This window comes from Nocardia sp. CA-128927 (genome assembly GCF_050955855.1).
Classification (GTDB): domain Bacteria; phylum Actinomycetota; class Actinomycetes; order Mycobacteriales; family Mycobacteriaceae; genus Nocardia.
The window spans coordinates 5,178,061-5,203,130 of record NZ_CP192087.1; the positions used below are offsets into that span (position 1 = coordinate 5,178,061).

26 protein-coding genes and 1 riboswitch are annotated in these 25,070 nt (G+C 66.5%); of the genes, 10 read left to right on the forward strand and 16 right to left on the reverse strand.

Annotation, left to right across the window (positions count from 1 at the left end; all coding sequences use genetic code 11):
- Positions 1-51: 51 nt before the first annotated feature.
- Positions 52-768: an MgtC/SapB family protein gene (locus ACQPW1_RS24330; RefSeq protein WP_433665046.1), complete on the reverse strand. Its 717-nt coding sequence runs from the start codon at positions 766-768 to the stop codon at positions 52-54.
- Between ACQPW1_RS24330 and ACQPW1_RS24335 the strand changes: the two genes are divergently transcribed.
- Positions 767-958 (forward strand): hypothetical protein, encoded by a 192-nt coding sequence (locus tag ACQPW1_RS24335; RefSeq protein ID WP_433665047.1) that lies wholly within the window; start codon positions 767-769, stop codon positions 956-958. The genes ACQPW1_RS24330 and ACQPW1_RS24335 overlap by 2 nt on opposite strands.
- Positions 959-1,028: 70 nt before the next feature.
- Positions 1,029-1,199: riboswitch (M-box (ykoK) riboswitch) on the reverse strand.
- Positions 1,200-1,305: 106 nt separating this feature from the next.
- Here the strand turns inward: ACQPW1_RS24335 and ACQPW1_RS24340 are convergent.
- The gene (locus ACQPW1_RS24340; protein WP_433665048.1) at positions 1,306-1,935 is read right to left on the reverse strand and encodes a TetR/AcrR family transcriptional regulator; all 630 of its coding nucleotides are present in this window, start codon (positions 1,933-1,935) and stop codon (positions 1,306-1,308) included.
- A 205-nt stretch (positions 1,936-2,140) separates the two neighbouring features.
- On the opposite strand from ACQPW1_RS24340, the gene ACQPW1_RS24345 reads away from it, so the two are divergent.
- A complete protein-coding gene (locus ACQPW1_RS24345) occupies positions 2,141-3,646 on the forward strand; it encodes a condensation domain-containing protein (RefSeq protein ID WP_433665049.1) in 1,506 nt (501 codons plus the stop codon).
- Here ACQPW1_RS24345 and ACQPW1_RS24350 read toward each other — a convergent pair.
- From ACQPW1_RS24350 to ACQPW1_RS24370, 5 genes are all read right to left on the reverse strand, one after another.
- Positions 3,612-4,019 (reverse strand): hypothetical protein, encoded by a 408-nt coding sequence (locus ACQPW1_RS24350; protein ID WP_433665050.1) that lies wholly within the window; start codon positions 4,017-4,019, stop codon positions 3,612-3,614. The two genes, ACQPW1_RS24345 and ACQPW1_RS24350, sit on opposite strands and share 35 nt — an antisense overlap.
- A gap of 116 nt (positions 4,020-4,135) precedes the next feature.
- Entirely contained in the window at positions 4,136-5,461 is a 1,326-nt protein-coding gene (locus ACQPW1_RS24355; RefSeq protein ID WP_433665051.1) for a pyridoxal-phosphate dependent enzyme, read from the reverse strand.
- Positions 5,461-6,951 (reverse strand): decarboxylase, encoded by a 1,491-nt coding sequence (locus ACQPW1_RS24360; protein WP_433665052.1) that lies wholly within the window; start codon positions 6,949-6,951, stop codon positions 5,461-5,463. The genes ACQPW1_RS24355 and ACQPW1_RS24360 overlap by 1 nt, the downstream gene beginning before the upstream one ends.
- Positions 6,948-8,237 carry a heavy-metal-associated domain-containing protein gene (locus ACQPW1_RS24365; RefSeq protein ID WP_433665053.1) on the reverse strand — a complete coding sequence of 430 codons (1,290 nt, stop codon included), beginning with the start codon at positions 8,235-8,237 and terminating at the stop codon, positions 6,948-6,950. The genes ACQPW1_RS24360 and ACQPW1_RS24365 overlap by 4 nt, the downstream gene beginning before the upstream one ends.
- Positions 8,234-9,550: an aminotransferase class V-fold PLP-dependent enzyme gene (locus ACQPW1_RS24370; protein WP_433665054.1), complete on the reverse strand. Its 1,317-nt coding sequence runs from the start codon at positions 9,548-9,550 to the stop codon at positions 8,234-8,236. The genes ACQPW1_RS24365 and ACQPW1_RS24370 overlap by 4 nt, the downstream gene beginning before the upstream one ends.
- 123 nt (positions 9,551-9,673) lie before the next feature.
- On the opposite strand from ACQPW1_RS24370, the gene ACQPW1_RS24375 reads away from it, so the two are divergent.
- Positions 9,674-10,096: a pyridoxamine 5'-phosphate oxidase family protein gene (locus ACQPW1_RS24375; RefSeq protein ID WP_433665055.1), complete on the forward strand. Its 423-nt coding sequence runs from the start codon at positions 9,674-9,676 to the stop codon at positions 10,094-10,096.
- Between the two features lie 13 nt (positions 10,097-10,109).
- Here ACQPW1_RS24375 and ACQPW1_RS24380 read toward each other — a convergent pair whose 3' ends face one another.
- From ACQPW1_RS24380 to ACQPW1_RS24395, 4 genes are all read right to left on the reverse strand, one after another.
- On the reverse strand, positions 10,110-10,544 hold the full coding sequence (locus ACQPW1_RS24380) for a CBS domain-containing protein (RefSeq protein WP_433665056.1): 435 nt from the start codon (positions 10,542-10,544) through the stop codon (positions 10,110-10,112).
- 69 nt (positions 10,545-10,613) lie between these two features.
- On the reverse strand, positions 10,614-11,876 hold the full coding sequence (locus tag ACQPW1_RS24385) for a PucR family transcriptional regulator (protein WP_433665057.1): 1,263 nt from the start codon (positions 11,874-11,876) through the stop codon (positions 10,614-10,616).
- A 260-nt stretch (positions 11,877-12,136) separates the two neighbouring features.
- The gene (locus ACQPW1_RS24390) at positions 12,137-12,367 is read right to left on the reverse strand and encodes a hypothetical protein (RefSeq protein WP_433665058.1); all 231 of its coding nucleotides are present in this window, start codon (positions 12,365-12,367) and stop codon (positions 12,137-12,139) included.
- 210 nt (positions 12,368-12,577) lie between these two features.
- Positions 12,578-13,378: an SAM-dependent methyltransferase gene (locus tag ACQPW1_RS24395; RefSeq protein ID WP_433665059.1), complete on the reverse strand. Its 801-nt coding sequence runs from the start codon at positions 13,376-13,378 to the stop codon at positions 12,578-12,580.
- Positions 13,379-13,704: 326 nt separating this feature from the next.
- Here ACQPW1_RS24395 and ACQPW1_RS24400 point away from each other — a divergent pair, with 326 nt between their 5' ends.
- Both ACQPW1_RS24400 and ACQPW1_RS24405 read left to right on the forward strand, forming a co-directional pair.
- Complete coding sequence (locus ACQPW1_RS24400; RefSeq protein WP_405163765.1) at positions 13,705-13,926, forward strand: DUF397 domain-containing protein; 222 nt, start codon at positions 13,705-13,707, stop codon at positions 13,924-13,926.
- Between the two features lie 89 nt (positions 13,927-14,015).
- Complete coding sequence (locus ACQPW1_RS24405; protein WP_433665060.1) at positions 14,016-14,909, forward strand: helix-turn-helix domain-containing protein; 894 nt, start codon at positions 14,016-14,018, stop codon at positions 14,907-14,909.
- 676 nt (positions 14,910-15,585) lie between these two features.
- On the opposite strand, the gene ACQPW1_RS24410 is transcribed toward ACQPW1_RS24405, so the two are convergent.
- From ACQPW1_RS24410 to ACQPW1_RS24425, 4 genes are all read right to left on the reverse strand, one after another.
- Positions 15,586-15,954: a hypothetical protein gene (locus ACQPW1_RS24410; protein WP_433665061.1), complete on the reverse strand. Its 369-nt coding sequence runs from the start codon at positions 15,952-15,954 to the stop codon at positions 15,586-15,588.
- A 155-nt stretch (positions 15,955-16,109) separates the two neighbouring features.
- Positions 16,110-16,409 (reverse strand): putative quinol monooxygenase, encoded by a 300-nt coding sequence (locus ACQPW1_RS24415; RefSeq protein ID WP_396993548.1) that lies wholly within the window; start codon positions 16,407-16,409, stop codon positions 16,110-16,112.
- Positions 16,410-16,439: 30 nt separating this feature from the next.
- Positions 16,440-17,135 carry an SDR family oxidoreductase gene (locus ACQPW1_RS24420; protein ID WP_433665062.1) on the reverse strand — a complete coding sequence of 232 codons (696 nt, stop codon included), beginning with the start codon at positions 17,133-17,135 and terminating at the stop codon, positions 16,440-16,442.
- A 34-nt stretch (positions 17,136-17,169) separates the two neighbouring features.
- On the reverse strand, positions 17,170-17,697 hold the full coding sequence (locus ACQPW1_RS24425; protein ID WP_433665063.1) for a DUF2599 domain-containing protein: 528 nt from the start codon (positions 17,695-17,697) through the stop codon (positions 17,170-17,172).
- A 209-nt stretch (positions 17,698-17,906) separates the two neighbouring features.
- On the opposite strand from ACQPW1_RS24425, the gene ACQPW1_RS24430 reads away from it, so the two are divergent.
- The gene (locus ACQPW1_RS24430) at positions 17,907-19,034 is read left to right on the forward strand and encodes a lipase family protein (RefSeq protein ID WP_433665064.1); all 1,128 of its coding nucleotides are present in this window, start codon (positions 17,907-17,909) and stop codon (positions 19,032-19,034) included.
- Between the two features lie 110 nt (positions 19,035-19,144).
- Here ACQPW1_RS24430 and ACQPW1_RS24435 read toward each other — a convergent pair whose 3' ends face one another.
- Positions 19,145-19,387: a hypothetical protein gene (locus ACQPW1_RS24435; protein ID WP_433665065.1), complete on the reverse strand. Its 243-nt coding sequence runs from the start codon at positions 19,385-19,387 to the stop codon at positions 19,145-19,147.
- 299 nt (positions 19,388-19,686) lie between these two features.
- Here ACQPW1_RS24435 and ACQPW1_RS24440 point away from each other — a divergent pair, with 299 nt between their 5' ends.
- From ACQPW1_RS24440 to ACQPW1_RS24455, 4 genes are all read left to right on the forward strand, one after another.
- Positions 19,687-20,910 carry a lipase family protein gene (locus ACQPW1_RS24440; RefSeq protein ID WP_433665066.1) on the forward strand — a complete coding sequence of 408 codons (1,224 nt, stop codon included), beginning with the start codon at positions 19,687-19,689 and terminating at the stop codon, positions 20,908-20,910.
- A 227-nt stretch (positions 20,911-21,137) separates the two neighbouring features.
- The gene (locus tag ACQPW1_RS24445) at positions 21,138-22,577 is read left to right on the forward strand and encodes a lipase family protein (protein ID WP_433665067.1); all 1,440 of its coding nucleotides are present in this window, start codon (positions 21,138-21,140) and stop codon (positions 22,575-22,577) included.
- Positions 22,578-22,789: 212 nt separating this feature from the next.
- Positions 22,790-23,857, forward strand: a complete 1,068-nt coding sequence (locus ACQPW1_RS24450; protein ID WP_433665068.1) for a fused (3R)-hydroxyacyl-ACP dehydratase subunits HadA/HadB — start codon at positions 22,790-22,792, stop codon at positions 23,855-23,857.
- 140 nt (positions 23,858-23,997) lie between these two features.
- Positions 23,998-24,945 carry a helix-turn-helix domain-containing protein gene (locus ACQPW1_RS24455; RefSeq protein WP_433665069.1) on the forward strand — a complete coding sequence of 316 codons (948 nt, stop codon included), beginning with the start codon at positions 23,998-24,000 and terminating at the stop codon, positions 24,943-24,945.
- The last annotated feature ends 125 nt before the right edge of the window (positions 24,946-25,070 follow it).

The following is a 25,070-nucleotide window of genomic DNA, read 5'->3' on the forward strand; positions in this document are numbered from 1 at the left end:
GCTCCGGCCTGACTGGCGTCGCTGTGTCTTCGATTCGCTCGCTGCGCTCGCTCATGCTTGCGGGCCCTTCACATCCGAGGTGGCGATGTGCCAACCGACGCTGGTCACCGACGGCTCCAGGCTGAGCCTGCTCACCGCCGACTCCATCTGGCGATCGTCGCGCTGGTCGCCGAACAGTTCGGCGCGCACCTCGACCCGGCCCGGTGTGCCGGTGTTCGCGCTGGAGATCGAGATCAGCTGGAAGTCGGTGCGGGTCAACGCCTGTACGAGCAGCGCGCGCACGTGTGCTTCGTTGTCGTCGTTGGTGACGGCGGCGAAGGTGTACGACGCGGGCTGTTCGTGACCGGCTTCTGGCTGCTTGTCCACCGCGCGTCCCGCGGCGCGCAGCGCGACATTGACGCCGACCACCGCGACGGTCCCCGCGGCCGCCGTGCTGTACATGCCCGCACCGGCCAGCGCGCCGACCGCCGCCGCGCACCACAGCGTGGCCGCCGTGTTGAGCCCGCGCACGTTGAGCCCGTCGCGGATGATGACGCCCGCACCGAGGAAGCCGATTCCGGAGACGATCTGCGCGGCGACGCGGGTCGGGTCGGCGTCGCCGCCGGAGAAGCCGTTTGCCGACAACAGCACGAACAGTGTTGAGCCCGCCGCGACGAGCGCGTTGGTGCGCAGGCCCGCCATCCGGGCCCGGTACTGCCGCTCGAAGCCGATGGCCGCGCCGAAGCCGACCCCGGCGAGCAGCCGGAGGATCATTTCCACTGTTGTCATGACCGCACTCCCTGAACTTGTCAGCGCACCGTCGAAAACAGCAGGTTACGGGGCTTTTCCCGAAATGAAATCAGCTGTTGAGGTGTCGCCGGGTGAATACTTGGCAAACTGGGGATACGGACTATTACCGCCGGGCATCCGGCTCACCTCCTTCGTCCATCAGCGCACGGCAAATGCCGCACGTCATTGACTTGATCGTTGCAGAGCGCAGCAGAGGAACCCGGCGCTGGGTCATCCTTCTTGGAAGAAAGCGCCGGTGAGCCGCCTTCCTCGTAAGACCTTTGGCACTTCACGGCGTAAACCCGGGGTAGCCGGGAGCCAATCGGGATCACCCCTTAAGCCGGGGAGATCTGTCCTGACCCGGGGCGTCTCTCGACGTTCGGGGTCGCTGGCCTGTTTCCGTGAAGGAGCCTCAGCGAACGATCGGCACCTTGCGCTGGTCAGTAAACACCCGAATGGAAACATTGGCAACTCAGCTGTGATCGCGGTCGCACTGCGGGCCGAATTCCGTTGCGGCCGAGCCGAGAACGACGCGGGTCAGGACCGGTACAGCGAGCGGTACGCGGTGATCACCGCGACGCAATGGTCGATGATCTCGTCGCGGGTGGCGCGCAGTGAACCATTGAGCCAGGCGGAGAACATGCCCGCGTTGCCGCTGGCCATGGTCACCGCGGCCAGCCTGCGCTTGACCGGGTCGTCGATATGCGAGAACAGATGGTCCTGCATGAGCCGGGTGAACACCGGCATCACCGAGATGGTGGTCTGGCCCAGGCCGGTGCTGGAGTACGGCTCGACCAGGAACAGCCGGGACTTGCGCGGGTCGGCGAGCACCTTGTCGACCAGGATCCGGGCCAGTTCCCGGTCGCGGGTCGGTTCGTCGGTCGCCGCGAACGCGGTCATCGGCTGCAGGAATTCCTCGGCCACCTGCCGGTAGAGCACGTCGAGCAGCTCGTCGCGGCTGGTGAAGCTCTCGTAGAAGTACCGGTCGGTGAGGTTGGCCCGGCGGCAGACCGCGCGCATGGTCACCCCGGCGGCACCCGCCTCGCCGATCAGATCCAGCGCGGCCTCGAGTAGCGCGGTGCGGCGCGCCTCTCTGCGTTCGGTGAGGGTCGTGCCGCCCCAGATCCGCGGGCCCGCGTCGTCGTCTGATTCCTGGCCTGATTGCACCGCACCAGACTAGTGCCTGGTCGGCGGCCGGCTCGTCGGCGCGCACCAGATGACCGGCGCCGACGAGCGAAGTAGGACGCACGCCCCTGAGATCGGGGTCTTGCTGATTCGGATTCGGGACGTCCATCCCGCGGCCATGATCGGTTCATTCGAGCTGATTAGCGTGCGCCCGAACAGTCGCCAGCACAGCGGAGGGCAGTAACGAGTGGACGGCTCCGCTGCGGGGATATCGACGGGGGAGTACGTCAGCGGTGGGACGGTCGCGGTACCGAACCGCCGTGCGGCACAATCATTCCGGACACCTGCGCGCCAGACGATACTTGCTCGCGGGCCCCGTCCCGCGTGGCTACCGCTGGCCCCCGCGCAGGAGCGGATGTGGCACGCGACCCGGGCAGGCACCTCGAGCGACTGGAATGTGGCACGCGCCGTACGCATTTCGGGCCACGCGGTAGATCTGCCCGCGCTGGCCGCGGCGATCCGTGATGTCGTCGACCGGCACGAGCCGCTGCGCACCCGTTATCCGGCAACCACTTCGGGGCCCGCCCAGGTGGTCGTTCCGATGGTCGGTGCCGCGATCGTGCCAGATATCATCATGCCGACCGAGAGCGAATTACCATGCCGCATCGCGGAATTCGCGGCCATTCCCTTCGATCTGACCACCGATCTACCCTTCCGTGCCCGCCTGTGTGTGCTCGGTCCGCGGGATGTGGTGCTGATCCTGGTCGTGCACCACATCTCGATGGACGGCCGATCCGTCGCACCGCTGAAGCGTGACCTGGCCACCGCGTATCTCGCCAGGCAGGCGGGCCGGGCGCCGGAATGGTCGCCGTTGCCGGTCGACTATGCCGACTACACGCTGTGGAAGCACGCTCAGCTGGGCGACTACAGCGACGAGTGGAGCCGGGCGACGCAGCAGTTGCGCTACTGGGCGAACGCGCTCGCCGGGCGGCCCGCGGTCCTCGAATTCGATTGCGCGCGAACGCATCCAGCGACGGCACCCCGCGACACCACCGGCGCCACGGTACCCGTTGTGTTCGACGCCGCCGTGCACCGCGCGCTGCTACGCCGGGCGCAGCAGTCGCGGGCGAGTCTGCTGATGGTGCTGCAGGCGGTGTTCGCGGTCGTCGTCGGCGCACTCGCGGGCAGCACCGATATCACGCTCGCGACCGCCGTGTCGGGTCGCGAGCATCGCCTACTCGACGATCTGGTCGGCAATTTCGCCGACGACGTGCTCATGCGGATCCGCCTCGACCGGGCCGCCGACGTGGACGAACTGCTCGAGCAGGTGCGCCGGGTCGCCCTGGCCGCCTTCGCGCATCCGGACACACCGAACCCACGGTTGCAGCGCTGCCTGCTGCAGGACGCGAGCTGCCCGCTGTTCCAGGCGACACTGATCCTGCAGCGCGGCACCGCGCCCGAGCCCGCCTGTGCGAGCCCGGTGGCGATCACCGAGCTCCCCACCGGGGCGACCCGGGCGAAGCACGACCTCGAAATCGGTCTCATCGAGCGCTACGACCGGCTCGGGGCACCCGCGGGTGTGGACGGCGTATTCATTTATCCGACTGCGCTGTTCGACCCGGCGACGGCGGTAGAGATCGTGGCTCTCTTCACCGCGACAGCCGGAATCATGGCCGACGGTTATCGCGGGCCGCTGGACTCGCTGGCGAACGCATCGCTCAGGGCAATACGAGACAGACCGGGCCGAGGTTGACGCCGTTGCCGACGGTGGCCGTGGTCGAGACGAACGCGCTCGAGTTGTGCACCGCGTAGACGGTGTGGTTACCGGGGAGCAGCGGCGTCCACTTCGCCGTTACGGTGCCGGAGGCCGGGACGGTGATCCAGCCCGCGGGGTCGAAGGTGCCGGTGGGGTCGAAGAAGCCGACGACATCGCCGGGCGCGGCGGTGGCGGTGGCGATGTAGCTGCAGTTCGTGCCGAACGACGTGGAGCTGCCGAAACTCAGCCCCGGCGCCACCCCGACGGCGGTGACGGCGGCCGCTGCGGTGGGTGCGGTGAGTACCAGGGCCGCGGTGACGGCACCGAACGAGGTCAGTGCGGCGGCGACGGATTTCTTCGACCGGTCCATGATGAATCATCTCTCTCGGGCGTTGACGTGGTGACAGCGCTGGGTTCCGCGCTTGCTGGGTAGTCTCCGCGCGACGCGAAAGTGACACGCGCGGAATGGCGGATGGCCCGCGCGCGTCACCCGCCACTTTCCAGCGGCAGGCCCGCATCCCGCCAGGCAACGATGCCGCCGGCCAGGCTGCTCGCGTCGTACCCCGCCTGCTTGGCCCGGGTGGCGAAGCGCAGCGACAGCTCGCCCACCGGGCAGACGAACACCACCGGTCGCGAGCGCGGGAACGGGATGCCCTGGACGAACATGTCATCGAGCTGATCGTCGCGAATGTTCAACGCGCCCGGCACATGTCCGATCCGGTAGGCCATCGAACCGCGGGTGTCCACGATTGTCGGCTTGCCGGTGTGTTCCAACTCGGCCAGCTCTTCGGGTGAAAGAGTCGGTGTGCCAGCCTGTTCCGCAGGGGTCGGCAGCGGTCGGCGGTCGGCGCGATCGAACAGTTCCGGCCTGCGCTTCTTGATGTAGGACAGATACGGTTCCAGCCGGTCGCAGACGATGAACACAGCGACGATCGGCCCATCCGTTGGCTCCGAAACAGTCGATGCGGCAAGCGTTTCCAGCGCCGCCGCGTAGCTGGCACCGCTGGTCGGCCCGGCCAGGATGCCGTAGCCGGTGGCGAGCCGCAGGGTGGCGTCCACCGCGTTCCCGGCCTCGACGGTCACGATGTCGTCATAGAAGTCGGCTTGGAACAGGCCGACATCCCACATCTCGCTCTCCGAGCGGATCCCGGGAATGAAGTCGGCACGGTCGGAAACCACGGCGACGGTGCGCAATTCGGGATTGTGCTTGCGCAGGTAGGTGGCGGTGCCCCTGGTCGAACCGGTCGTCCCGAGTCCGCCGATCAGGTAGTCGACCCGGTTGATGCCGTCGGCGGCCAGGTCTTCGTGGATCTCCCGGCCGGTACCGTGATGATGCGCCTCGATGTTCTTCTCGTTGGTGTACTGCGACGGGTGGAAGTAGGCGCTCGGCTGCTGCGCCATCGTCGCCTCGATCACCGAGTACACGTCGTTCGGTGTGGTCGGATCGGGGCACTCGGACAGGCCAGGCAGCTCGACGATCTCGGTGCCCAACAGCTGCAACAGATCTCGCACCTCGGTGACCTTGATCCGGTTGGTCACCGCGCGCAGCCCGACGCCGTGCATGGCGCCGAGAATCCGCAACGCCTTGGCGGTATTGCCGCTCGACGCCTCGATGAACGTCTGCCCGTTGGTCGCGATGCCGTCGAGCTCGTCGCGGATCATGCCCCACGCCACCCGGTCCTTGACCGAGCCGAAGGGGTTGTAGGACTCCAGTTTCGCGTACAGCTCCACATTGGGCAGGCCGTGGACCGCCGGGTCGAGCCGCAGCAGGGGAGTGTTGCCGATGAGTTCGGTGATGTGGTCGTAGCTCATCAGGGCGCCTCGGTAGGGATGCGCGACACCGGCGAATGCCGAAATGTCTTGTGGTGCGGCGCGATCGGTAGGTCCGGATCGTAATCGGAGTCGTGGCACACCTGGAAGTCGCCGCCGCGATGCGCGACCGCCAGTTTGATCAGTGGTGGCCGCATCGACGCCGTCGCCGCCGACAGATCCATGTGGTATGCGGCGGTATTCGGGAACACCACAAGATCGCCGGGGCGCGGTCGCGCCGCCAGCCACACCTTGTGGTTGGTGATCAGATCACGCTCCAGACAGAGTCGCCCCGCGAAATACACACCGACAGGCTGTGTTTCGATAGTCGGACCGCCGTCTCTCGGCAGGATGATCGGATCGACCATCACCTCCTGATCGGCCGGTGTCACCGAGTCGCGGCTGAGATCCACATTGACCAGCACGCTGCCATCGGCGATCTCCTTGACGAACTCGACCATCGCCACCGTCATCCCCGCATGATCGACCAACGCCTTGCCCGGCTCCAGCCACACGTCCAGCAAATTGTCCGCCGCCACTTCGGCAACGGTGCGTCCGCCGTGCCGTTCCAGCGGCGCGGTGAACAGATCCTCGAGCATCCTGGTCGCCGGAATCGTGTTGGCGTACTTATGGAACACCGGAATCCCGTGCACCGCGCCACCGGCGACGTGATAGCCGAACGTGTTGCTGCCCCAGCTCATCGGCTCGCCGCGGCCGAGCAGCGATTCGCGCAGCGCGTGCACGTATTCGTCGAACCGATCGGCGTCGGCGGTGAAGACCTGGCGGTACCCGCCGCCGATATTCAGCACCGACGGCGTCAGCCCGTAGCCATAGGCTCGCTCGACCAGCGCCAAGCACGCGTCGATCGCCCGGATCCGCTCGTTCGTGTCACCGGAGTCGAGGTGAAACGCGAACCCGAGGAACGTCATTCGATCTCGGTGCGCGGACAGCAGTTCGAACGCGCGCTCGATGTGCCCGAGCGGCACCCCGAACCGGCTCACCTGCCCATCCTCGAACCCGGAAACCCGCAGCAGCACCGGCACTCCCGTCCGGTCGCTCGCCAACTCGGGGATGCGCGCCAACTCCCACAGATTGTCCACATTGATCGTTAGGCCGCGGTCGATCAGATCACGCAGGAACACCTCACCTTTCGGCCCGGTCACCTCTGTGCGCTCCGGTCCGAACCCGGCGGCGACCGCGCTGGTCACCTCCTGCGGCGAGGCGGCATCGATGGCGATTCCGGCCCGCGCGGCCGTTCGCACGAACGCCAACGATTGATTCGCCTTGTGCGCGTAGCAGATTCGGTACCGCGCCAGCAGCCGATCGAGCACCGTGCGGAACTGCGCCAGGTTCTCCGCGTACACCTGCGGAAACACCAGGTGCACCGGCGAACCGAACCGGTCCAGTGTGTCTGCCACCGCGCCGGGGGTATCGAGGAATGCGCGCACCAGCGGATCGATCTTCGCGGGCAGCGCCGGGGTCGGTGCGGTCATACCGCGGTTTCCGACGGCGCGGCGGCCACGGCGCCCTCCGCCGCGATCTCGGGCCGCTCGGCGACCGGGTTGTAGCCGCCGTCCCGAATCGCCTCGAACGCCCTGGCCCGATTCCGCGGACTGCGGAACTCCGCGACCACCCGCTTGCTGATCAGATCGATCTCGACCACCCGGATGTCCATCGACTCCAGCACCCCGCCGATCGTCCGGACACAGTGCTTACAGGTCATATCCGGCACATAGAACACCTGATCCTCGGCGGTGGCCGCCCGATCGGCGGTGTCCCCGGCCAGGTCGGCGCTCACCTCGACGAGCTCGCACCGCCCGGCCACCTGGGCGAACACCGCGACGAACTGATCGACCACCACCGGCAGAATGCTGTAGTGCCCGCCGCCGAGGTGGTGTGGCATCGCGGCCAGACAGGCGGGCCTGGTCCCCGCGGGCAGCAGCGCGTACTGGCGCGAGATGACGTCGAGGTCGTCGTGATACTTGGCGAGCGCCTCCGGAACGCTGAGCCCCTCGACATGGGTGGCCCGGCGCATCACCGTGTGCGCGTCGGCGATGGTGGCGTCCTTCATCGCCCGCAGCATCGCCACCGTCTCGGCGGAGTAGCGCACGGTGCCGTCGGGCTGCACGATCAGGGTCACCGGAATCATGCCGCGCCGGTAGGTCGACGCCTGTAGCTCCCAATACCAGCGGGTGGCTACGGCCGCGAAGAGGCCGGATTCGTGCATGCCCATGGCGAATTCGGCGGCGCTGCGATACGGCGTCTGCCGGGCCAGCAGCGCGTGCTGCGCCAGCGCCCGCCCCGCCGCCTCGATGCCGACCCGGAAGATGTCCATCGGCTCGTGGTCGGTGGTCGTGCCGTCCAGCATCGCGTGGGCGCGCGGACCGAGCGCGGAAATGCGTTCGGCGAACGCGGTATTCGCGCCGAGCGCGTGCCACAGCGCTAATACGGTCTCGCGCATGGCGATCGGCACCAGCGGGCCGAGGCCGTCGGCGCGATAGTGGCCGGTGTTGGGGATGCCGTCGCTGTCGGTCCAGGTGATCCGGTGGGTGGCGCTGGTGACTTGATACGACCGGCACGGCCGCATGAACCGCTCCAGATACAGCCGCTGGGAGTAGGTGAGGTGACTGTTCGGCTCGGTATGCAGTGCGGTGCAGGTGAATTCGAACCTGCGCCGGTCGGGGACGGGCACCGGCGCCCCGAACAGACCCGGCTCCGCCAGCCCGGCGAGCACCCGGGACGCGGCCCGCCGGTCGTAGCGCGGAGTGTCCATGGTCATCTGACCTCCTCGGCAATCGTCTTGACGCACTGGGTGAATCGGTCGATCTCGTCGGCGGTGTTGTAGATGTGCGTGCTGACCCGCACCGAGTCGTCGGCATCCGCCAGCCGTTGATCGAACGCGCTGTCCTGCACGGCGACCGTGCAGTGCAGGCCGGTGCGGACCAGGAAACCCAGTTCGCTCAACACGAATCCGAGGTCGGTCGCCGAGATCCCGTCGAGCCGGAAGGAGACGATGCCGTATCCGGCCACACTCGGCGAATGCGCTGGCCCGGGCAGGAATTCGAGACCGTCGATGGGCCGCAGGTCGTCGATGAGCCGCGCCGTCAGCTCGCGATTGTGCGCCGCGATGGCGCCGATATCGAACGACTCCAACACCTCCAGCGCGCTGCCGAGCGCGAGAATGCCGGGGATATTGTGGGTGCCGCCCTCCAGTAGGGCGGGCATCGCCGCCGGCACCAGCCCAGCCTCGCTCACCAGCACCCCCGAGTTACCGCCGGGCAGGAACGGCACCAGACTATCGTGTACTCGCCTGTGGCAGTACAGGATTCCGGTTCCTGGTGCGCCGAACATCTTGTGCGCGGCGAAGATCGCGAAATCCGCGCCGAGCTCGGTGACGTCCACCGGCACGTGCCCACCGCTCTGACTGCAGTCGAAGCACAGCAGAATCGCGGGGTCCAGCAGGCCGCGCAGTGGCCCGAGCGTGGTCAGGCCGCCGTACACGTGGTGCAGGTGGCTGGTGGTGATCAGCCGGGTGCGCGGGGTGACCTTGGCGAGGATGTCGGCGGTGTCCGCCTCGCCGCCGCCGGTCACCCGGTAGGGGACCAGCTCGATCCGGCGGCCGAAGCGGGCGAGCAGGCCGCGCAGGTGATACCAGGGATGCACATTCGAAGCGTGATCGGCTGGGCTGTAAAGGATTTCGTCGCCGTCCTCCAGTACCGCCAACCCCCAGGCCAGCGTGACGGCGTTGAGCGCCGCGGTCGCGCCGCCGGTGAAGACCACCTCGTCGGGATGCTCCGCGCCGATGAAGGCCGCGGTCCGATCGCGGATCCTGCTCAATCGGGTGGTGAGGCTGGTCGCCCACGGGTAGGTGCCGCGCCCGGCATTGGCGGTTCGTGAGCTGTGATAACGATGAATGGTCTCGATGACCGGCAGCGGCTTCTGCGTGGTGGCGGCGCTGTCGAGGTAGATTTCGGTGGAATCGGCCAGTGCCGGAAAGAGCTTCCGAATGTCGGCCGGAGCCTGCGTCGATGCTGTCGATAATCGAGCGGCCGGTGGCCGCGCGAAATGCGACCTCGAGGCATGGGATCGCAACGTGACGCTCCCTCCGCAAAACCCGTTCACAAGGTGCGTTGGACGCCACCCACGATACGCACTTTTGGTAGGGTCTTCGAAGGTTATCGAGGGCAACGGCTTTCACACGTTAGGGTGGATTCCATGGCTTTGACCTTGAAAGAGCGTCAAGAGTTCCTCGCGCAGCCGCATATCGCGGCGTTGTCCGTGGCCGGTGGTCCCGGCCGGGGCCCGCTGTCTGTGCCGATCTGGTACCAATACGAGCCCGGCGCCGAGCCGTGGCTGCTGACCGGCGCCGAGTCGCGGAAACTGCAGTTGATCAAGGAGTCCGGCCGGTTCACCTTGATGGTGCAGCGATCGGAGCCGACCACTCGGTATGTTGCGGTGGAGGGCTCCGTTTCCAAGATCGTGCCGATCACCGACGAACTGCACCTGGAAATGGTGCGCCGCTACCTGAGCGGCGACGCCGTCGACAAGTACCTCGAGCAGGCGGCCGGATTCGGCGATCAGGTCGCGGTCTATCTGCGACCCGAGCACTGGCTGTCCGCGGACCTCGGGAGCGTCTGAGGCCGCGGCAGGTTCAGTACTTACCCTGTAGGTACTCGACCAGGTGCTGCTTCTCGGTGGCCAGCTCGGAGATCGCGCTCTTCACCACATCGCCGATGCTGACGATGCCGATCAACCTGCCCTGATCGACGACGGGCAGGTGTCGAATCCGATGCTCGGTCATGGTGTTTCGCAGCCCGTCGACTCGGTCGTCGGGCGCACAGGTGCGCACATCGGTGGTCATGATCTCCGACACCGGGGTATCGAGCAGCTCCGCGCCGCGCGCATGCAGGTTGCGCACCACGTCGCGTTCGGAGATGATCCCGACGATCCCTTCGCCGTCACGTGACACCACTACGGCGCCGATATTGTGTTCGGCCAGCGTGGCCAGCAGGCTTCGAACTGTCGTGTCGGGTGCGACTGTGGCCACGTCGCTACCTTTTCTGCGCAAGATCTCGGCTATTCGCATACTTTCACCATCCAGACGTCCGCGGCAGTTTCAGGATCCCAAGTTCGTGCCCTGGTGGCTAGTGCCCTGTCACAGGCGACGGGTGACGCTGTTGTCCAGATCGCGGGCGAGCAGGGCGATGGCCGCCTGCGAAATCCCGGCCGAGGTGGCCAGATCGATGGTGGTGAGCTGTGCGATGCGGCGCAGTCGATAGTCGACGGTGTTCGGGTGTACGTACAGCTGACGTGCGGTGAGCTGGCGATTCATGTCATTGCCGAGGTAGGCGCGCATAGTTTCGAACAGTTCGGCGTGCGCCTCGAGCGGGTCCAGGATCGTGGCGATGCGCCGGGTCGCCGGGCCGCCGCGGGTCAGTTGGTATTCCACCGCCAGGTCGGCCATTTGATATAGGCCAGGGGGCTTGCCACCCACCCGCACCAGATTGAGCAGTTCGTGCGCCTGGTCGGCGGATTCGGGGACCTCGTCGGTGCCGCTCGCGACGACCGTCGCGGTGAGCGGCACCTCGGCGGCCTCGGCCAGTCGCGCCAGCGTCTCGGCGGTCATGGTGGCGTCGGCGCTGTCGCCGACCGGGATGAGCATGGTGCCACCCTTGGTGCTGAGCAGCGCCAGCGCGCGCGAGGCGAACACGGTGGCCAGTGCGGATTGCAGCCTGCGGAGCTTGCGCCGGGCCGCGACGTGCGTGTCGACCCGCGGATCGCGTTCGTCCGGATGCTCCGAAAGCGACAGGGCCACCACCTGATACGCGTCGGCGATCGGGATTCCCGCCTGTCTGGCGAGCGCCGAGCTGCCACGCCCGCTGAGTAACGCCGAGGCAAGGGTCTGCGCGGCGGTCTGATGTTCCTTCGCGACGAGATGCTGTTCGTCGACGTAGGAATCGGCGACGGCCGCGGTAACTGCCTCCAGCAATTCCAGCATGAGATCGGTGGCGACCAGCAGTTCGTCCAGGTCATCGGCCCTGGCGGGCGCGGTGACCAGGCCGAAGGCGATGCGGACCCCTTCGTGGTATCCGCGCAGAATGGTGCTCAGCGGCACGCCTTCGCGGGCCCACTGGGCCGCGGCGTCGCGTACCTCGCCGAATTGCTCGTCGCCGGGAACTGTTCGCCGGTCGAACATTTCGGCGACCAAACCGAGGCAGCTGCGGGTGAGTTTGGTGACGTCACCGCGTAATTGTTCGCCAGGAAGCGAGCGGCACGGTGCCATGCAGGTGGCGAAATAGCCCACCATCCGCGAGGCCACCCGGTCGGTGTTCTGCAGGGGCACCGAAGCCGGCTGGCCACCGATTTCGAGCGCCGTGTCGGACGAATCGGCGGGAAGATGCAGCGCGGAGAAGGTCATTCGGGTCGCTCCATTGCCACGTCGGGCGTAATAGAACTGTGCCCGAATCGTTCGGCTCACTATACGAAAGGGTACTGCGCCTGGGGAGTTATCGGCGAGATCCCTTGGGAGCCTACGGCACTATGCGGTAACCCGATCGTGACATTGCACTGTCTCGGGACATCGACGCGCAATCGCGTTATGCTGCACGGAATGTTCGGTCGGCTCGAACAATGTTCGGTTTCGTCCGAACATCGATGCGTGCCAACGGGTTCGAGCGACTACTCGTCGTCGAGACCGGCGGAAAGGTAGGCGGCCGCCGCCAGCCACTGCCTGCACTGCGGGCCGTGTACCTCGTGGGCGGACAGGATGTCACGCGCCTGCCGATACGTGAGGCCGGGTGGTTCGACACCGCAGTCGGACACCGGTACCGGAGCGGGACACTGCCGCAAAGTCTCGACGCCGGTGCCGAAGACGGCAACCCGGCGGGGAGTCCGGAATGGCTGGCTCATTCGACCGCCCCTCGCGTGTGGCGTGTGGGGAGTTGCTGTGTAGGCACCGCCGGCTCGAATCTCCCTGCGTACCTCCCCGATATGGGTCCGAGTCTATGCCGCCGTCGCTTACAGATGCAAGTACATTTGCACTAACGGTCACGATGAACTTGGGTGAAAATCGATCGAAACGGCGGCCGTCGCGGACCGCCGTCGTCGGCTGTGATCGCACTATGGCTTACGACCTACTGCGCAATAGGCAGAGATCTCCCTGGTCAGAGCCTTCTCGGAAGCGTCGGTTCGCCACTGGGTGATCGAAACGAACCCAGGCTCAACCAGTTCCAGTCCGTCGAAGATGCCGCGGATCTGTTCCTTGGGACGGGGGATATAGGGCGCGCCGCCGGTTCCGGTGTAGTTCTCGCAGAGCTTCACGTACTCGGCGCTGTCGTCGGTGCCGTCCCAGGCGACGAGGTAGCTGCCCGATGGCACGGCGTCCATGACGGTCCGCACGATGTGGGTCAGATCCGCATAGGACGCGGCGTGGCCGAGTACCCCCATGAACATGACGCCGATCGGCTTGTCGAAGTTCAGCACGTTCTGCGCGTCGGCGACGATGCGCTCGGGATCGTTGTAGTCGGCCTCTATATAGGTGGTCACGCCTTCCCGAGTCGTGTTGGTCAGCAACGACCTTGATTGGACGAGCACCATCGGGTCGTTGTCGCCGTAGACGACCTTCGACTCCGGCGCGATGCCCTGGGCGACCTCGTGGGTGTTCTGCATGGTCGGCAGGCCGGTGCCGATGTCGAGGAACTGCCGCAGCCCCGCCTCGCCCGCCAGGTGGCCGACCGCGCGGATCAGGAACTGGCGCGATTGCACTGCCATGGTGACGATCTCGGGATCGATCTCGATGCCCGCGTCGCCCGCGATCCGATCGATCTCGTAGTAGTCCTTGCCACCCATCCAGTAGTTCCAGATGCGCGCCGAGTGCGGGATGTCGGTCCGGATCACGGGGCTGTTGTCCTCTTCGGGCATGGGTTGGAGCTCCTCTGGAACGCCCGGTTGCCAGCACGTGTCGACGGTCTGCACCGGGGGTGTCGCGAATGACTCATATATCCGATCTGCCCTGGGACAGTACAAGATTCATCTTTCTCGGAGGGTCGGGATCAACCACCTGACCAGTCGGTTCGTAGATCGAAACATTGGTGCCTCAGATCCCGGACCAGATGGTCCGAATTAGTAGGGGCGCGGCGGCGAACTTCGTGCTATCGTCCAAACTGTTGGTGCAGATGCAAGAACGTTTGAGCGTGCAGATGCACGAACCGATTAACCCAACTGGCGTAACCGAAGGAGTGGGGAAGATGTCGGATACATCCATCAACAAGGTCACCGGCTCATGGCGCAAGAGCACCTACAGCAACCCGAGTGGCAACTGCGTCGAGGTCGCCGAGGCGACCAATGGCCAGGTAGCCATGCGGAACTCCCGGGATCCCGAAGGCGGGACGCTCTTCTACACCCGCCCGGAAATCGATGCGTTCGTTCGCGGCGCGAAGGCCGGAGAGTTCGACTATCTGACGAGTTGAGCGGTAACATAAGCGATCGGTGCGGTGTGTTTCGCGACAGGTGGTTGTGACACACTGTGGGCAACCCCCGAGTATCGGAGACGAACTCAATGATCGCTGAACCCGACGACGATGGTCAGGTGCATCCCGTTGTCCCGGAACGTGGTCCGACAGTGCTACGCATCGCACTGGGCGGCCAGTTGCGCAGACTGCGAGAAGCCAAAGGAATCACCCGAGAAGCGGCGGGCGACGCCATCCGTGGCTCGCACGCCAAGATCAGTCGTCTCGAGTTGGGCCGCACCGGTTTCAAGGAACGCGATATCCGGGACCTGCTGTCGCTATACGGCGTCGACGACACCATCGAGCGCGAGCGGTTCCTCGATCTGGCCAGGCAGGCGAACGAACCCGGGTGGTGGCATCGCTACAGCGATCTGCTGCCACAGTGGTTCGGCACCTACCTCGGACTCGAACAGGCAGCGAGCAAGATTCGCACCTACGAGGCGCATCTTGTTCCCGGACTACTGCAAACCCCCGAATACGCCAGGGCGGTAGTGGCGCTCGGGTACGAGGACGCCGACACCGATCGGCGGGTCCAGGTACGCCAACGCAGACAGGAGATTCTGCACCGGTCGGATCCGCCGATCGTGTGGGCAGTGATCGACGAGGCTGCGTTGCATCGACCGGTCGGCGGCCCGCGGGTGCACCGCGAGCAGATGGAGCACCTGATCGAGCTCGCCGGCTTGCCGAATGTCACCGTTCAGGTGTTGCCCTACTCGGCAGGTGAACACGCTGCCGCGGGTAGTTCGTTCAGCATCCTGCGTTTCGCGGAATCCGAGCTACCGGACATCGTGTATCTCGAACACCTGACCAGTGCGCTGTATCTGGATCGGCGGCAAGACCTTGCGCTGTACCTGTCGGTGATGGACCGGCTCAGCGTGCAGGCCGAGCGGCCGGAGAAGTCGGTGGAGATCCTCGAAAAGTATGCCGAGGGTTACGGTTCCTGATCACCCGCGAGGGGATCATGTCGAAACTCGTAAGTATGGATAAGCCAGAACACTACGTGTCACGAAGTTGGCCGTGGTGGTCTGGTTTTTGTGCTGTCCCTAGCCGGGCGGCACGCGGGCTTTCGGCCGCTGTGTGCGATTCTGCGCGGCATAGCTATTCGCTGGGCACCTCGCCTGAGCCGGTGCCCGCTACGCGGTCGTACGCGCAATCAGCCGTCGCGAATGGGCTTTCGGGTCCCGCACCACCGCTGCCCCACGGAGAGCTGAGCGCCGGTGGCGCAGCGCGGATGAGTGCTTGCGGCGCAGGGCAATTCGGTGGGGGAGTCCGACGCCGTATCGCACCGATGATGCAGCACGAACTGGTGTCGGCGGTGCTGACGAATTCAGCACGGGCGCAGGGTGATTCACTGCGGGCGCGCAATTCGGCTCGGGCACAGGGTGGTTCGGTGCGAGCGCGAGCGCGGTTCAGTTCTGAACGGGCGCAGCAGAATTCAACGCGGGGACAGCCTCATGCGGCGCGTGCACTATCGGGCAGTTCGATCCGAATCAACGCCCAATTGCCTTGTGCCGCAAACCCTGCGCCAGAGGGTAGATCATCGCCATTGGAGCATGTCGGCTCAGCGCTTGCGGTACAAGGCAATTCGGCGTCTACCGGACATCGAGCTGCCCGGAAGTCTTACTGCCTGATGAAGCTGGAGGCTATCCGCCAGAACGTCGAAGGCTGCATGGTATGGAAGTCCCAGTCGTCGACCACGTCGTGCGCCGTGGTAACGATCCGATCGATATCGAAATCGTGCCGAGTGGCCGCACCTTTGGACTCGACGGCATCGATGACGAACGCGACGGCGGTTTCCCGCGAGTACGCGGTGTTCCTTTGGCCGCTACGGGCCGTGGGTGTGCTCATTTTTGTACCGTTCGCTGGCTTGTCGACCAGTGCGGCGGCGGCTATTCCGAGCCGAGCGCCGGAAAGTGGTTGGTTCATTCGAACGCCCCTGACGTTTGGCGGCGGCGGACCCACGGCGACTGCGGCCTTCGGCTCGACCATCCGGCCTCCCCTGGTTGTCCCCTGTAAAGCGTTGCGGGACTGAGTTTAGGTCGCTGCACCTTTCATATGCAAGTACATCTGCACGATCGATTTGCAAGCGCACATGCGGGTTTGGGCGTCTGTAAGTTTGCTGACACCGTGTACCAATAAGACGATCAGTTCGCAAAAAGAACGTCTGTGCTGTAGTGGATCTGCGTGCCGGGCTCTACATACTTGTCGGCTGCGGCTCGCATCGCCAGAAAATGTTCGGTGAAGCGGTGCGCCTCGGCGGCCTCATCATCGGTATATAGCTGGTAGAGGAAGAATCGATGCGGGTCGAGGCGGTCGGCACAGACATCGAAGCGTAGACAACCCGGCTCGTCGCGCAGTGACGACACGGCGCTACGCGAGATGGCGTCGAGGAAGTCGGCGCGCGATCCCTCCCGGATTTTCATGGACACGATGCGGCTGAACAAGGTTGCTCACTCCTAACGAGAAGGTGAACGTCAATCGATAAGGGGGGCAGCATCATCGGAACTGGCGCGGTCGGCGAGCGCCGCCACCGCCCGGTCGACCGCCGTGTCGCCGGAGACGAGCTCGAGCGTCGCGCCCGCGGTGTGCGTGGCGGGAAGTAGTTCGGCGAGCACGGCGGCGACGTCGGCCCGGGCGATGTCGCCGCGCCCGACGGGCGGCACGGCCAGGGTGACCAGGCCGGTGGCCGCGGTGTCAACCAGGCGGCCGGGCCGCAGGATCGTCCAGTCCAGCGCGCGCTTGCGCAAGTCGTCTTCGGCCTGCGTCTTGGCGTCGATGTAGGCGGCCCAGATGTCATCACTCCCGGGTGCGGGAGGTTGACCGGCGCCCATCGTGGAGATCTGCACGAAACGCCGCACGCCCGCCCGTTCGGCGGTGTCGGCCAGCCGGACGGAGCCGTCCCGGTCGACAGTGTACTTCCGTTCGGCACTGCTGCCCGGTCCGGCGCCGGCCGCGAAAACCACTGCGTCCGAACCCCGCACGGTGGCGAGCAGGTCCGCGGCGTCGGCGTGTTCCAGATCGAGCACGGCGGGTTCGGCGCCGACGGCGGTCACGTCGGCGGCGTGCTCGGGATTGCGGATGAGCGACACCACCTGGTCGCCGCGGCTGGTCAGTAGTTCGGCGAGCAGCAGCGCGATCTTTCCGTGTCCGCCTGCGATGACAGTGCGCATGGGTCGGTCCTTCCGATCGGGGGTGGGTCCGGACTCAGCGTTCGGGGCCACCCGGGTTGCAGCGCGCTTCGACGGTGGCCTGGTAGCCGACCGCCGGACGCCAGGGTTCCAGATTCCAACTCGGTTTGTCCGGCTCGACCAGCCGGGCCCAGGTCCAGTGACAGATGAACTGATCGCGCATGCCGGGTGTGTCCGCGTCGGGTGCTTGCGCGAGCACCTCCTGCCAGGCGCGTTCGTCGGTGCCGGGGAAGGTGGTTTGGCGCCCGGCGGGTGTCGGGTAGACGAGTAGCCGCGCGCCGTCGACGGCATCGGTCCAGTCGGTGTGGTCGATGAGTGGTTGACCCGCATACGGGTCGACGGTCGGCGTGTTGCTCGGTGCCGCGGAGGTTCGGGCCGGTGGCGACGTCGCGGAAATCGTTGTCGTGACGGGGGATACGGCGGCGGGGCTGCTCGACCCGCAGGCTGTCGGCAAGAGTGCGGCACAGAGCAACACGGTCGTTCGGGCCTGGCGTGCGACATCGGCCCGTCGCGATAGGCGAGTCGGCCGGTTCGAGTGTCCCACTCCGGCTCCTTTCGCGTCGTTCCCGGGCCGTTCGCGACCCGGCCCTGCCCACCGAGCCTAGCGACCGGCCGGTACCTTTGACAGCTTTCGTGTCCGGAACTAAGCGTAGCCATGCCTCGGTGACTGCCGGAGATGCGGTGTGGTGCCCCCGCATAGGCCACCGATTGTGGTGGCTTGCTCCGCGATGCCTCGATGGGGATAGTCGGTCGATGATGTGTACACGGATCATGGCGGGGGCGGCCGGGGTCGTGATCTCGATGGGTCTCGCATTGGCGCCACCGGCGGTGGCGGGGGCGGGCGAAGAGCCGGGCACGGTAACGAATGTTGCGGAACTGACCGGACGTTTCCGGGTGGACGGCGCTGACACGGCAGAGCGGTTGACCTACTGGTCGCGTGGGCCACGCGGGCCGATGCAGAGCACCGGCGCGGTATACGTCCCGCCGGGCCCGCCGCCGCCGGGCGGCTGGCCGATCGTCGCCTACGCGCACGGCACCACCGGCATCGCCGATCAGTGCGCGTTCACCACGGAACCCCGCGTTTACTACCTGGATTCGCTGTACCCGGAGTTGTTGCGCGCCGGGTACGCGGTGGTGATCTCGGACTACGTCGGGCTCGGCACGCCGGGCGTCCACCCCTACCTCGACGGACCTTCGCAGGCCCGCAGCGTGATCGACGGTGTTCGTGCCGCCCGCGAGGTCGCGCCGGAGGTGGGCACCAGGTGGGCGGTGCTCGGCCAGTCGCAGGGGGCGCAGGCCGCCCTGTTCACGGCGTACCTCGGGCCCACCGACGCGCCGGAACTCCAGCTGCGCGGCGCGGCGGCCACCGGCCCGCCGTCGAACCTGGAGCTGCTGCTCCCGCTGGCCGGACCGTGGATTCCGCGCCTGCCGCTGGAGAAGACCCCCGCCTACGTCGCCATGCTGCTGGCCGGATTGCGGGCCAGCGCACCGGAACTCGATGTGGACAGCTACCTGACACCGACCGGTCAGGAGGCGCTGCGGGTGGTGGAGACGGAGTGCATCACCGAGGCCAACGCGCGCCTGGCCGACGTCCCGATCGGCGCGATGCTGGCCAAACCGCTGAACGATCCGGCGCTGGAGCAGGCGGCCAGGGAGATGCTGCGGATACCGACCGCCGGGTACACGATTCCGCTCTTCGTCGGTCAGGGCCTGACGGACATGGAGGTCCCGCCGCCGTTGACCGCCAAACTGCTTGCCGAGCTGAGTCTGTCGGGCACCGACCTCGAAACCCATATCTACCCAGGCGATCACCTGGGTGCCGCGCGGGCGGCGCTGCCCGATGCCGTGGCCTTCCTGCGTCGCGTACTGGATCCGGTCTAGAGGCGAAGTCTCTCTTCGAAACTGCACGCGGTGCCGACTCGCGCGCGATGCCGACGCGCAGGATGTGCTTGAAACTCGGCGATTTTCGTCGCGCGTCGGACGAAATCGGCTCAGTGCCAGAGCGATCGGCAGGGGAGACGGCGCAATCCCGGACGTAGCATCCCGTCCACGGTGACCGTGAGCCCGGCGTGTACGGCGGCGGAGGTGAATTCCCATGCCTCGGTACTGCTGGCCGCGTACTCCAGGACCATCGCGTCATCGGGGGTGGGGCCGTCGAAGTAAACGGTGACGCGTCGCGTCGGTGGCTCGTCGATGTCTTCGCGGTACGCGAGTTTGCGCGCAGTGCCGTCCATGCCACCGTCTCCTTCCGGGCCGGGCGCGGCAACCGCGCCCGGCCCTGTGAAGGTAGAACCGCGACATGGATTGGAACATGTTCCGTCTCGTTGGCTGGACATGTCACAGGACGGGGTTGCGGCGGTGGGGCTGTGTCACGAGCGAATGCGCCTAACCATCACAGACTGGTCGCTCCAAACTTGTGAGATCTCAACGTGATCGCCGCGGTATCTGCCGCTGGGTGCCGAAAGTGTCGAGGATGAGTCACAACGTTGGACCATTCGAGAGGCACCTATCGATGAGTCAGGCCCTACGTTCGATGGGCAGGGGAGCGACCCGCACACGATTGGCTCGCGCGTTCGGCGCGATGGCGGCAGGGCTGGTGCTCGTCGCCACGATGGCCGGACCAGGCCACACCTCCCCCTTGTATCCGGCACCGGACCCGGATCCCTTCTACGCGACACCGGCGGACATCGCCGACAAGAAGCCGGGCGACGTGCTCGCGACCCGCGTGATGCCGCCGCTGATGATCTTCCCGGACACCACCGTCACGGTCGTCCGCTTCCGTTCCACCAGTTCCGAGAACCAGCCGATCGCCGCGACCACCACCGTGCTCACCCCGCGGGTGCACGCCAAAGACGGACCGCTGCTGTCCTTCCAGCACATCATCAACGGACTCGGCGCCGAATGCTCGGTCTCCAAGGTCCTCTACACCGGCGACCCGAACCTGATCGTCCGCGAGGCGCCGGGCTGGAATGTGCTGCTGCAACGCGGCTGGACCGTCGCGCTGCCCGATCATCTCGGGCCCAACTTCGCCTACGGCGCCGCGAAACTGGGCGGCCAGATCACTCTCGACGGCATCCGTGCGGTCAAGCAGGTGGCCGAGCTGGAAGTGCAGAAGAGCACCGTGGCGATGGTCGGCTACTCCGGTGGCGGCATGGCCACCGCCTGGGCCGCCGCGCTCGCACCGAAGTACGCGCCCGAGTTGAACATCGCGGGCGCGGCCATGGGCGGTGTGCCGATGAACCTGGTGAAGATGCTGGAGTCGCTCGGCCTCGGCTCGCACCCGGTGTTCGGTCTCGCGCTGGCCGCGGGTCTCGGCCTGGAACGCGAATACCCCGACCGCTTTCCGCTCAGTGAGCAGCTGAACGATCGCGGCCTGGCCGCCCGCGCGCAGATGGCCAACAGCTGCACGAACGACATCCTCTCCGCGGGCGCGGGGCACGGCGCGCTGGACTTCGCGAAGACCACGTCGATGATCAACGACGACACCGCCCGCGGCGTGGTCGAGGAGAACAGCCTCGAGCTCTACGACGGCGTGCCGAAAACACCGGTCTTCGAATGGCATTCGCCGATCGACGGGCTGATCCCGGTGGACGCGGTGGTCAATACCGACAAACGCTGGTGCGCCGCCGGTGCGACCGTGCAGACCGAACAGATCCCGGTACCCGATCACCTCACCGCGGCGGTGCTCGGCATTCCGGCGGCGTTGAATTGGCTCGACGCCCGCTTCCGAGGGGAGCCCGCACCGAGCAACTGCTGAGCGCACGACGCACCACCGAGCCGAACCTGATTCGCGACAAGCGGCATTCGGCTCGGTTGTTGCGGTTCGGCCACGTGTCACACACAACTCGGTCGTTTCAGCGCGATGTGGCGCGTACGGCGGGTTAGCCTGACTGTCTGGTACAACAGGGGGCATTTCGGGGGCGAAAGCCGCATCTTCCTGGGTGCCAGGTGAACCCGACGTCCGCACCCAAAGGCGTGTGTGCCATGAGATGCTTGCCTGCCATTGCCGTGGCACTGTTGATCGTCTGCCCGACAGTGACCGGGCAGGCGGTCGCCGAGCCGCTGCCCGCGCCACCAGCGCTGCCCGGCCTGCCGGAACTGCCCGCGCTGCCGGAGCTTCCGGGCCTGTTCCCGCCGCCGGACGGTGGCTCGCTGTTGCCCGGCGTGCAGAATCTGATCGATCGGGTGATCCCGCCCCCGCCGATCGCGTCCGCCCCGACCGAGCCGTCGCCGATGTGGGAGGCGACCAGCACCTCGCCGTCGCTGGTCGCGCTGCGCGACGCCGCACTGCCCGGGAACATCGGTGATCCGATGTTCGATGCCTGGCCGTCGGATCTGGCCGAGTTCGCCGACGGTCAGGTCATAGAGTCACGTGACGTTACCGCGACCACCGCGCCACTGATGCTGCTGCCGATCCAACGGGCGCAACTGCTCAAGTTCCGCACCACCGACTCGCACGGTGAACCCTCGTATGCCACGGCGACACTGGTGATTCCGGCCGCGGCCTGGCCGGGACCGGGTCCGCGGCCGGTCGTGGTCAACAACCTGCCGATCGACGCACTCGGCCGCACCTGTACTCCCGGCTACACGCTGGCGCACGGATTCAACCCCGACACCAGCGTCACCGATTTCATTCCGCCCACCACCTACGTCGCGGCACTGCGCGGATACGCGGTGCTCATTCCGGATCACGAAGGCCCGTGGATGGCCTACGCCGAGCCGGTCGTCGCGGGTCACGCGGTGCTCGACTCGATCCGCGCGGTGCGCGGCCTGCTCCCGGACGAGTTCGGCGCGAGCAAGTTCGGCATCACCGGATATTCGGGCGGCGCCATCGCCACGCACGGCGCGGTGAAGCTGATCGACGGTTACGCACCGGAATTGGCGGACGTCATCGTCGGCGCGGCGCTGGGCGGCGTGCCCGCGGACTACGAGATCGTCGCGCGCAGCATGAACGGCAACCTCGCCTCGGCGGTATTCATGGCGGCGGTCTTCGGCATCGGCCGGGAACGCCCGGAAATCCTGGCCCGGATGAACAATCTGGCGCAGTGGGTGGCGACGTCGCCGGTGAAGGACCTGTGCGGCAGCAGCTACGGATTGATCGGCGCGCTCATGTTGCCGATCGATATCGCCGCGAACATCCCCGACCCGCTGCACTCCGAGGTCGCGGGGGAGATCTTCCGGGTAACCAAGATGGCGGACATGAAATCGGGTACGCCGCTCTATATCTATAACGGCGAGCAGGAATTCTGGATTCCGGCCGAAGGCGCCCGCAATCTCTATCTCGAACAATGTCGGCTCGGGGTGCCCTCGGTCTATCGCAGCGTGCTCGGCGAACACATCATCGCGGGCGGCCTCGGTTATCCGGAGGCAATGCTCTGGCTGGATCAACGGCTGCAAGGCGTACCCGCCCCTAACGAGTGCTGACGGTTAGCCATCCAGCGGTGCGTCGTCAAGTCCGCTGGATTATCGGTGTTAGCGTTTGCCGCGTTTGCCGCGATCTATGACGGACGACCCCTTCCCCTCGATGTCGGTTGGGCCAAGTCCGGCCCTGCCGCCCCGGCGGTGCGACTCTGCCGCGTTTCGGTATTGTGGGCCGGTCCGGGCGAGCTTGACGCCAGGATTCGCGAAAGAGGCACATGAACGACATCACGACCACCGCGTCCGAACAGGCATTGGCCTTGGTGGGGCGGCACTACCGGATGACCGAGCACTACGAGGTCGGGCGCGAGAAGATACGGGAATTCGCCCGCGCCGTGCACGAGCAACATCCGGCGCACTGGCACGAGACGGCCGCCGCGGAGTTGGGGTACGACGCCCTGATCGCGCCGCTCACCTTCACCTCGATCGTGCTGATGTTGATGCAGCGCAACATGTTCGAGTCGGTGCTCACCGCCTACGACATCGGCCAGGTGCTGCAGACCGAACAGTCGATCCAGGTGCACCGCCCGGTGCTGGCGGGCGACCAGCTGCACTGCGTCTCGTATGTCGAGTCGTTCCGGCAGTTCGGCGACAAAGACTTCATGGTGACCAAGAACGTGCTCACCAACCAGCACAAGGAACTGCTGCAGACCGCGACCTCCACCGCCGTCGCGCAGACCGGCGTGGAAATCGCCACCGACCTGCGGTCCGCGGTCGACGGCGTGATCATGACCGGACAGTCGGGGGCCGACCGGAACGACGCGGCGGCGCAGCGGGCCACCCTCGGCGCGGAGGCCGGCGTGGTCGAGTGCTTCGACGAACCCGCGCAGGCCGACCCGCTCGACCGTCAGCGGACCCCGCGCACCGTGCCGAGCTTCGACGAGCTGTCGGTCGGCATGGAACTGCCGGTGCATTCGATGCCGCTGTCGCGCGGCGATCTGGTGAATTACGCAGGCGTGTCCGGTGATTCGAATCCGATCCACTTCAGCGATGTGGTCGCGCGCAGTGCCGGACTGCCCGACGTCGTCGCGCACGGGCTGCTCACCATGGGCCTCGGCGCGGGCTACCTGACCTCGTGGCTGGGGGATCCGGCCGCCGTCACCAGCTACGGCGTGCGGTTCGCCGGTTTCGCACCGGTCGCCGCGAGCAAGACGAGCGAGATCGAGTTCCGCGGCAAGATCAAGTCGCTGGACCCTGAGCGGCGGACGGCTACCGTCTCGCTCACCGCGACCTGCGACGGCCGGAAGCTGTTCGGTCGCGCGACGGCGGACGTCGCGCTGCGCTGAACCCGGCCGGTTTCGTCGCGCGCGGATAGTGCGGCCGCCCGGATCGCGTGTTCTGGGCGGGCACTAGACCAGTGGTCCGTTACCCGCACAGGGTCTTTGGTCAGTAGAAACGGACAAGGTTCGCATGGCAAACTTTAGGAATGCGTCCTTCGGAGGCTCGACAGTCGGCTGATTCCCCGCTGGTGCGTGGGGTGAGTCCGGCGGGCGGGCCGACCGTATTGCGCATGATGCTCGGCAGCAGGCTGCGCAAACTTCGCGAGAACTGCGGGATGAGCCGCGAGGACGCGGGCGAGGCCATTCGCGGCTCGCACTCGAAGATCAGCAGGCTGGAGCTCGGCCGCACCGGCTTCCGGGTCCGCGACCTGGTCGATCTGCTCGACCTCTACCAGGTCACCGATCCGACCGAGCGCGAGGAATTCCTGGAGCTCGCCCGGCAGGGCAACGCCTCGGGCTGGTGGCACCGCGACAACGACTGGCTGCCCAAGTGGTACGACACCTATCTCGGCCTGGAACAGGCGGCCACGCTGGTCCGCGCCTACGAACCGCGGGCGGTGCCGGAGCTGCTGCAGACCCCGGAGTACGCCCGCGCACTGCTGTCGCTGGCGCACTCGGGCGAGCCGCAGCACGCCATCGAACGGCGGGTCGCCCTGCGGGTGCGCCGTCAGGAGATCCTCGATCGTCCGAACCCGCCGCAACTGTGGGTGGTCGTCGAGGAGGCGGCGCTCTCGCGCCCGATCGGCGGCTCCACCGTGTGGAACGACCAGATCGATCACCTGTTGCGCGTCGTCGCCAAGAAGAACGTCATCGTGCAGGTGCTCGCCGACCATGTCGGCGGACCCGCGCTCGCGGACGGCGCCTTCACCATCCTGCGCTTCGCCGAGGCCGACCTGCCCGACATCGTCTACCTGCAGCAGCTCACCAGCGCGCTGTATCTGGACAAACAAGCCGACCTGGACGCGTATCGTGCTGTGGCGAACCAACTTTCGGTGCACGCCGCGCCGCCGGAGTACACCATCTCGCTGCTGAAGGCGCTGCGCCGCCGTCAGCCGCCGATCCTGGATCAGCCGTCGAGTCCCCGTAGGGTCTGATCCGCAGTAGGCCAAGGTGATTCGGCTCGGCCGAATTGGGCATCTGATAGATAGACGAATGCTCGTATCGCGCTGCGTCAGCGCGCTCAGTGGGGTCCAGCCCGCCCCCGATGAGTGACCCCCGA

What these genes read in the sequence shown, in the direction of transcription:
- ACQPW1_RS24335 (WP_433665047.1), top strand. Translation starts at nt 767, where the DNA reads ATGACCGCACTCCCTGAACTTGTCAGCGCACCGTCGAAAACAGCAGGT.
- ACQPW1_RS24400 (WP_405163765.1), top strand. Translation starts at nt 13,705, where the DNA reads ATGTCGGATACATCCATCAACAAGGTCACCGGCTCATGGCGCAAGAGC.
- ACQPW1_RS24355 (WP_433665051.1), bottom strand. Translation starts at nt 5,461, where the DNA reads ATGAGCTACGACCACATCACCGAACTCATCGGCAACACTCCCCTGCTG.
- ACQPW1_RS24440 (WP_433665066.1), top strand. Translation starts at nt 19,687, where the DNA reads ATGGGCAGGGGAGCGACCCGCACACGATTGGCTCGCGCGTTCGGCGCG.
- ACQPW1_RS24395 (WP_433665059.1), bottom strand. Translation starts at nt 13,378, where the DNA reads ATGCCCGAAGAGGACAACAGCCCCGTGATCCGGACCGACATCCCGCAC.
- ACQPW1_RS24375 (WP_433665055.1), top strand. Translation starts at nt 9,674, where the DNA reads ATGGCTTTGACCTTGAAAGAGCGTCAAGAGTTCCTCGCGCAGCCGCAT.
- ACQPW1_RS24360 (WP_433665052.1), bottom strand. Translation starts at nt 6,951, where the DNA reads ATGACCGCACCGACCCCGGCGCTGCCCGCGAAGATCGATCCGCTGGTG.
- ACQPW1_RS24390 (WP_433665058.1), bottom strand. Translation starts at nt 12,367, where the DNA reads ATGAGCCAGCCATTCCGGACTCCCCGCCGGGTTGCCGTCTTCGGCACC.
- ACQPW1_RS24410 (WP_433665061.1), bottom strand. Translation starts at nt 15,954, where the DNA reads ATGGTCGAGCCGAAGGCCGCAGTCGCCGTGGGTCCGCCGCCGCCAAAC.
- ACQPW1_RS24445 (WP_433665067.1), top strand. Translation starts at nt 21,138, where the DNA reads ATGAGATGCTTGCCTGCCATTGCCGTGGCACTGTTGATCGTCTGCCCG.
- ACQPW1_RS24430 (WP_433665064.1), top strand. Translation starts at nt 17,907, where the DNA reads ATGATGTGTACACGGATCATGGCGGGGGCGGCCGGGGTCGTGATCTCG.
- ACQPW1_RS24455 (WP_433665069.1), top strand. Translation starts at nt 23,998, where the DNA reads ATGCGTCCTTCGGAGGCTCGACAGTCGGCTGATTCCCCGCTGGTGCGT.
- ACQPW1_RS24435 (WP_433665065.1), bottom strand. Translation starts at nt 19,387, where the DNA reads ATGGACGGCACTGCGCGCAAACTCGCGTACCGCGAAGACATCGACGAG.
- ACQPW1_RS24420 (WP_433665062.1), bottom strand. Translation starts at nt 17,135, where the DNA reads ATGCGCACTGTCATCGCAGGCGGACACGGAAAGATCGCGCTGCTGCTC.
- ACQPW1_RS24330 (WP_433665046.1), bottom strand. Translation starts at nt 768, where the DNA reads ATGACAACAGTGGAAATGATCCTCCGGCTGCTCGCCGGGGTCGGCTTC.
- ACQPW1_RS24365 (WP_433665053.1), bottom strand. Translation starts at nt 8,237, where the DNA reads ATGACCATGGACACTCCGCGCTACGACCGGCGGGCCGCGTCCCGGGTG.
- ACQPW1_RS24450 (WP_433665068.1), top strand. Translation starts at nt 22,790, where the DNA reads ATGAACGACATCACGACCACCGCGTCCGAACAGGCATTGGCCTTGGTG.
- ACQPW1_RS24385 (WP_433665057.1), bottom strand. Translation starts at nt 11,876, where the DNA reads ATGACCTTCTCCGCGCTGCATCTTCCCGCCGATTCGTCCGACACGGCG.
- ACQPW1_RS24380 (WP_433665056.1), bottom strand. Translation starts at nt 10,544, where the DNA reads ATGCGAATAGCCGAGATCTTGCGCAGAAAAGGTAGCGACGTGGCCACA.
- ACQPW1_RS24405 (WP_433665060.1), top strand. Translation starts at nt 14,016, where the DNA reads ATGATCGCTGAACCCGACGACGATGGTCAGGTGCATCCCGTTGTCCCG.
- ACQPW1_RS24350 (WP_433665050.1), bottom strand. Translation starts at nt 4,019, where the DNA reads ATGGACCGGTCGAAGAAATCCGTCGCCGCCGCACTGACCTCGTTCGGT.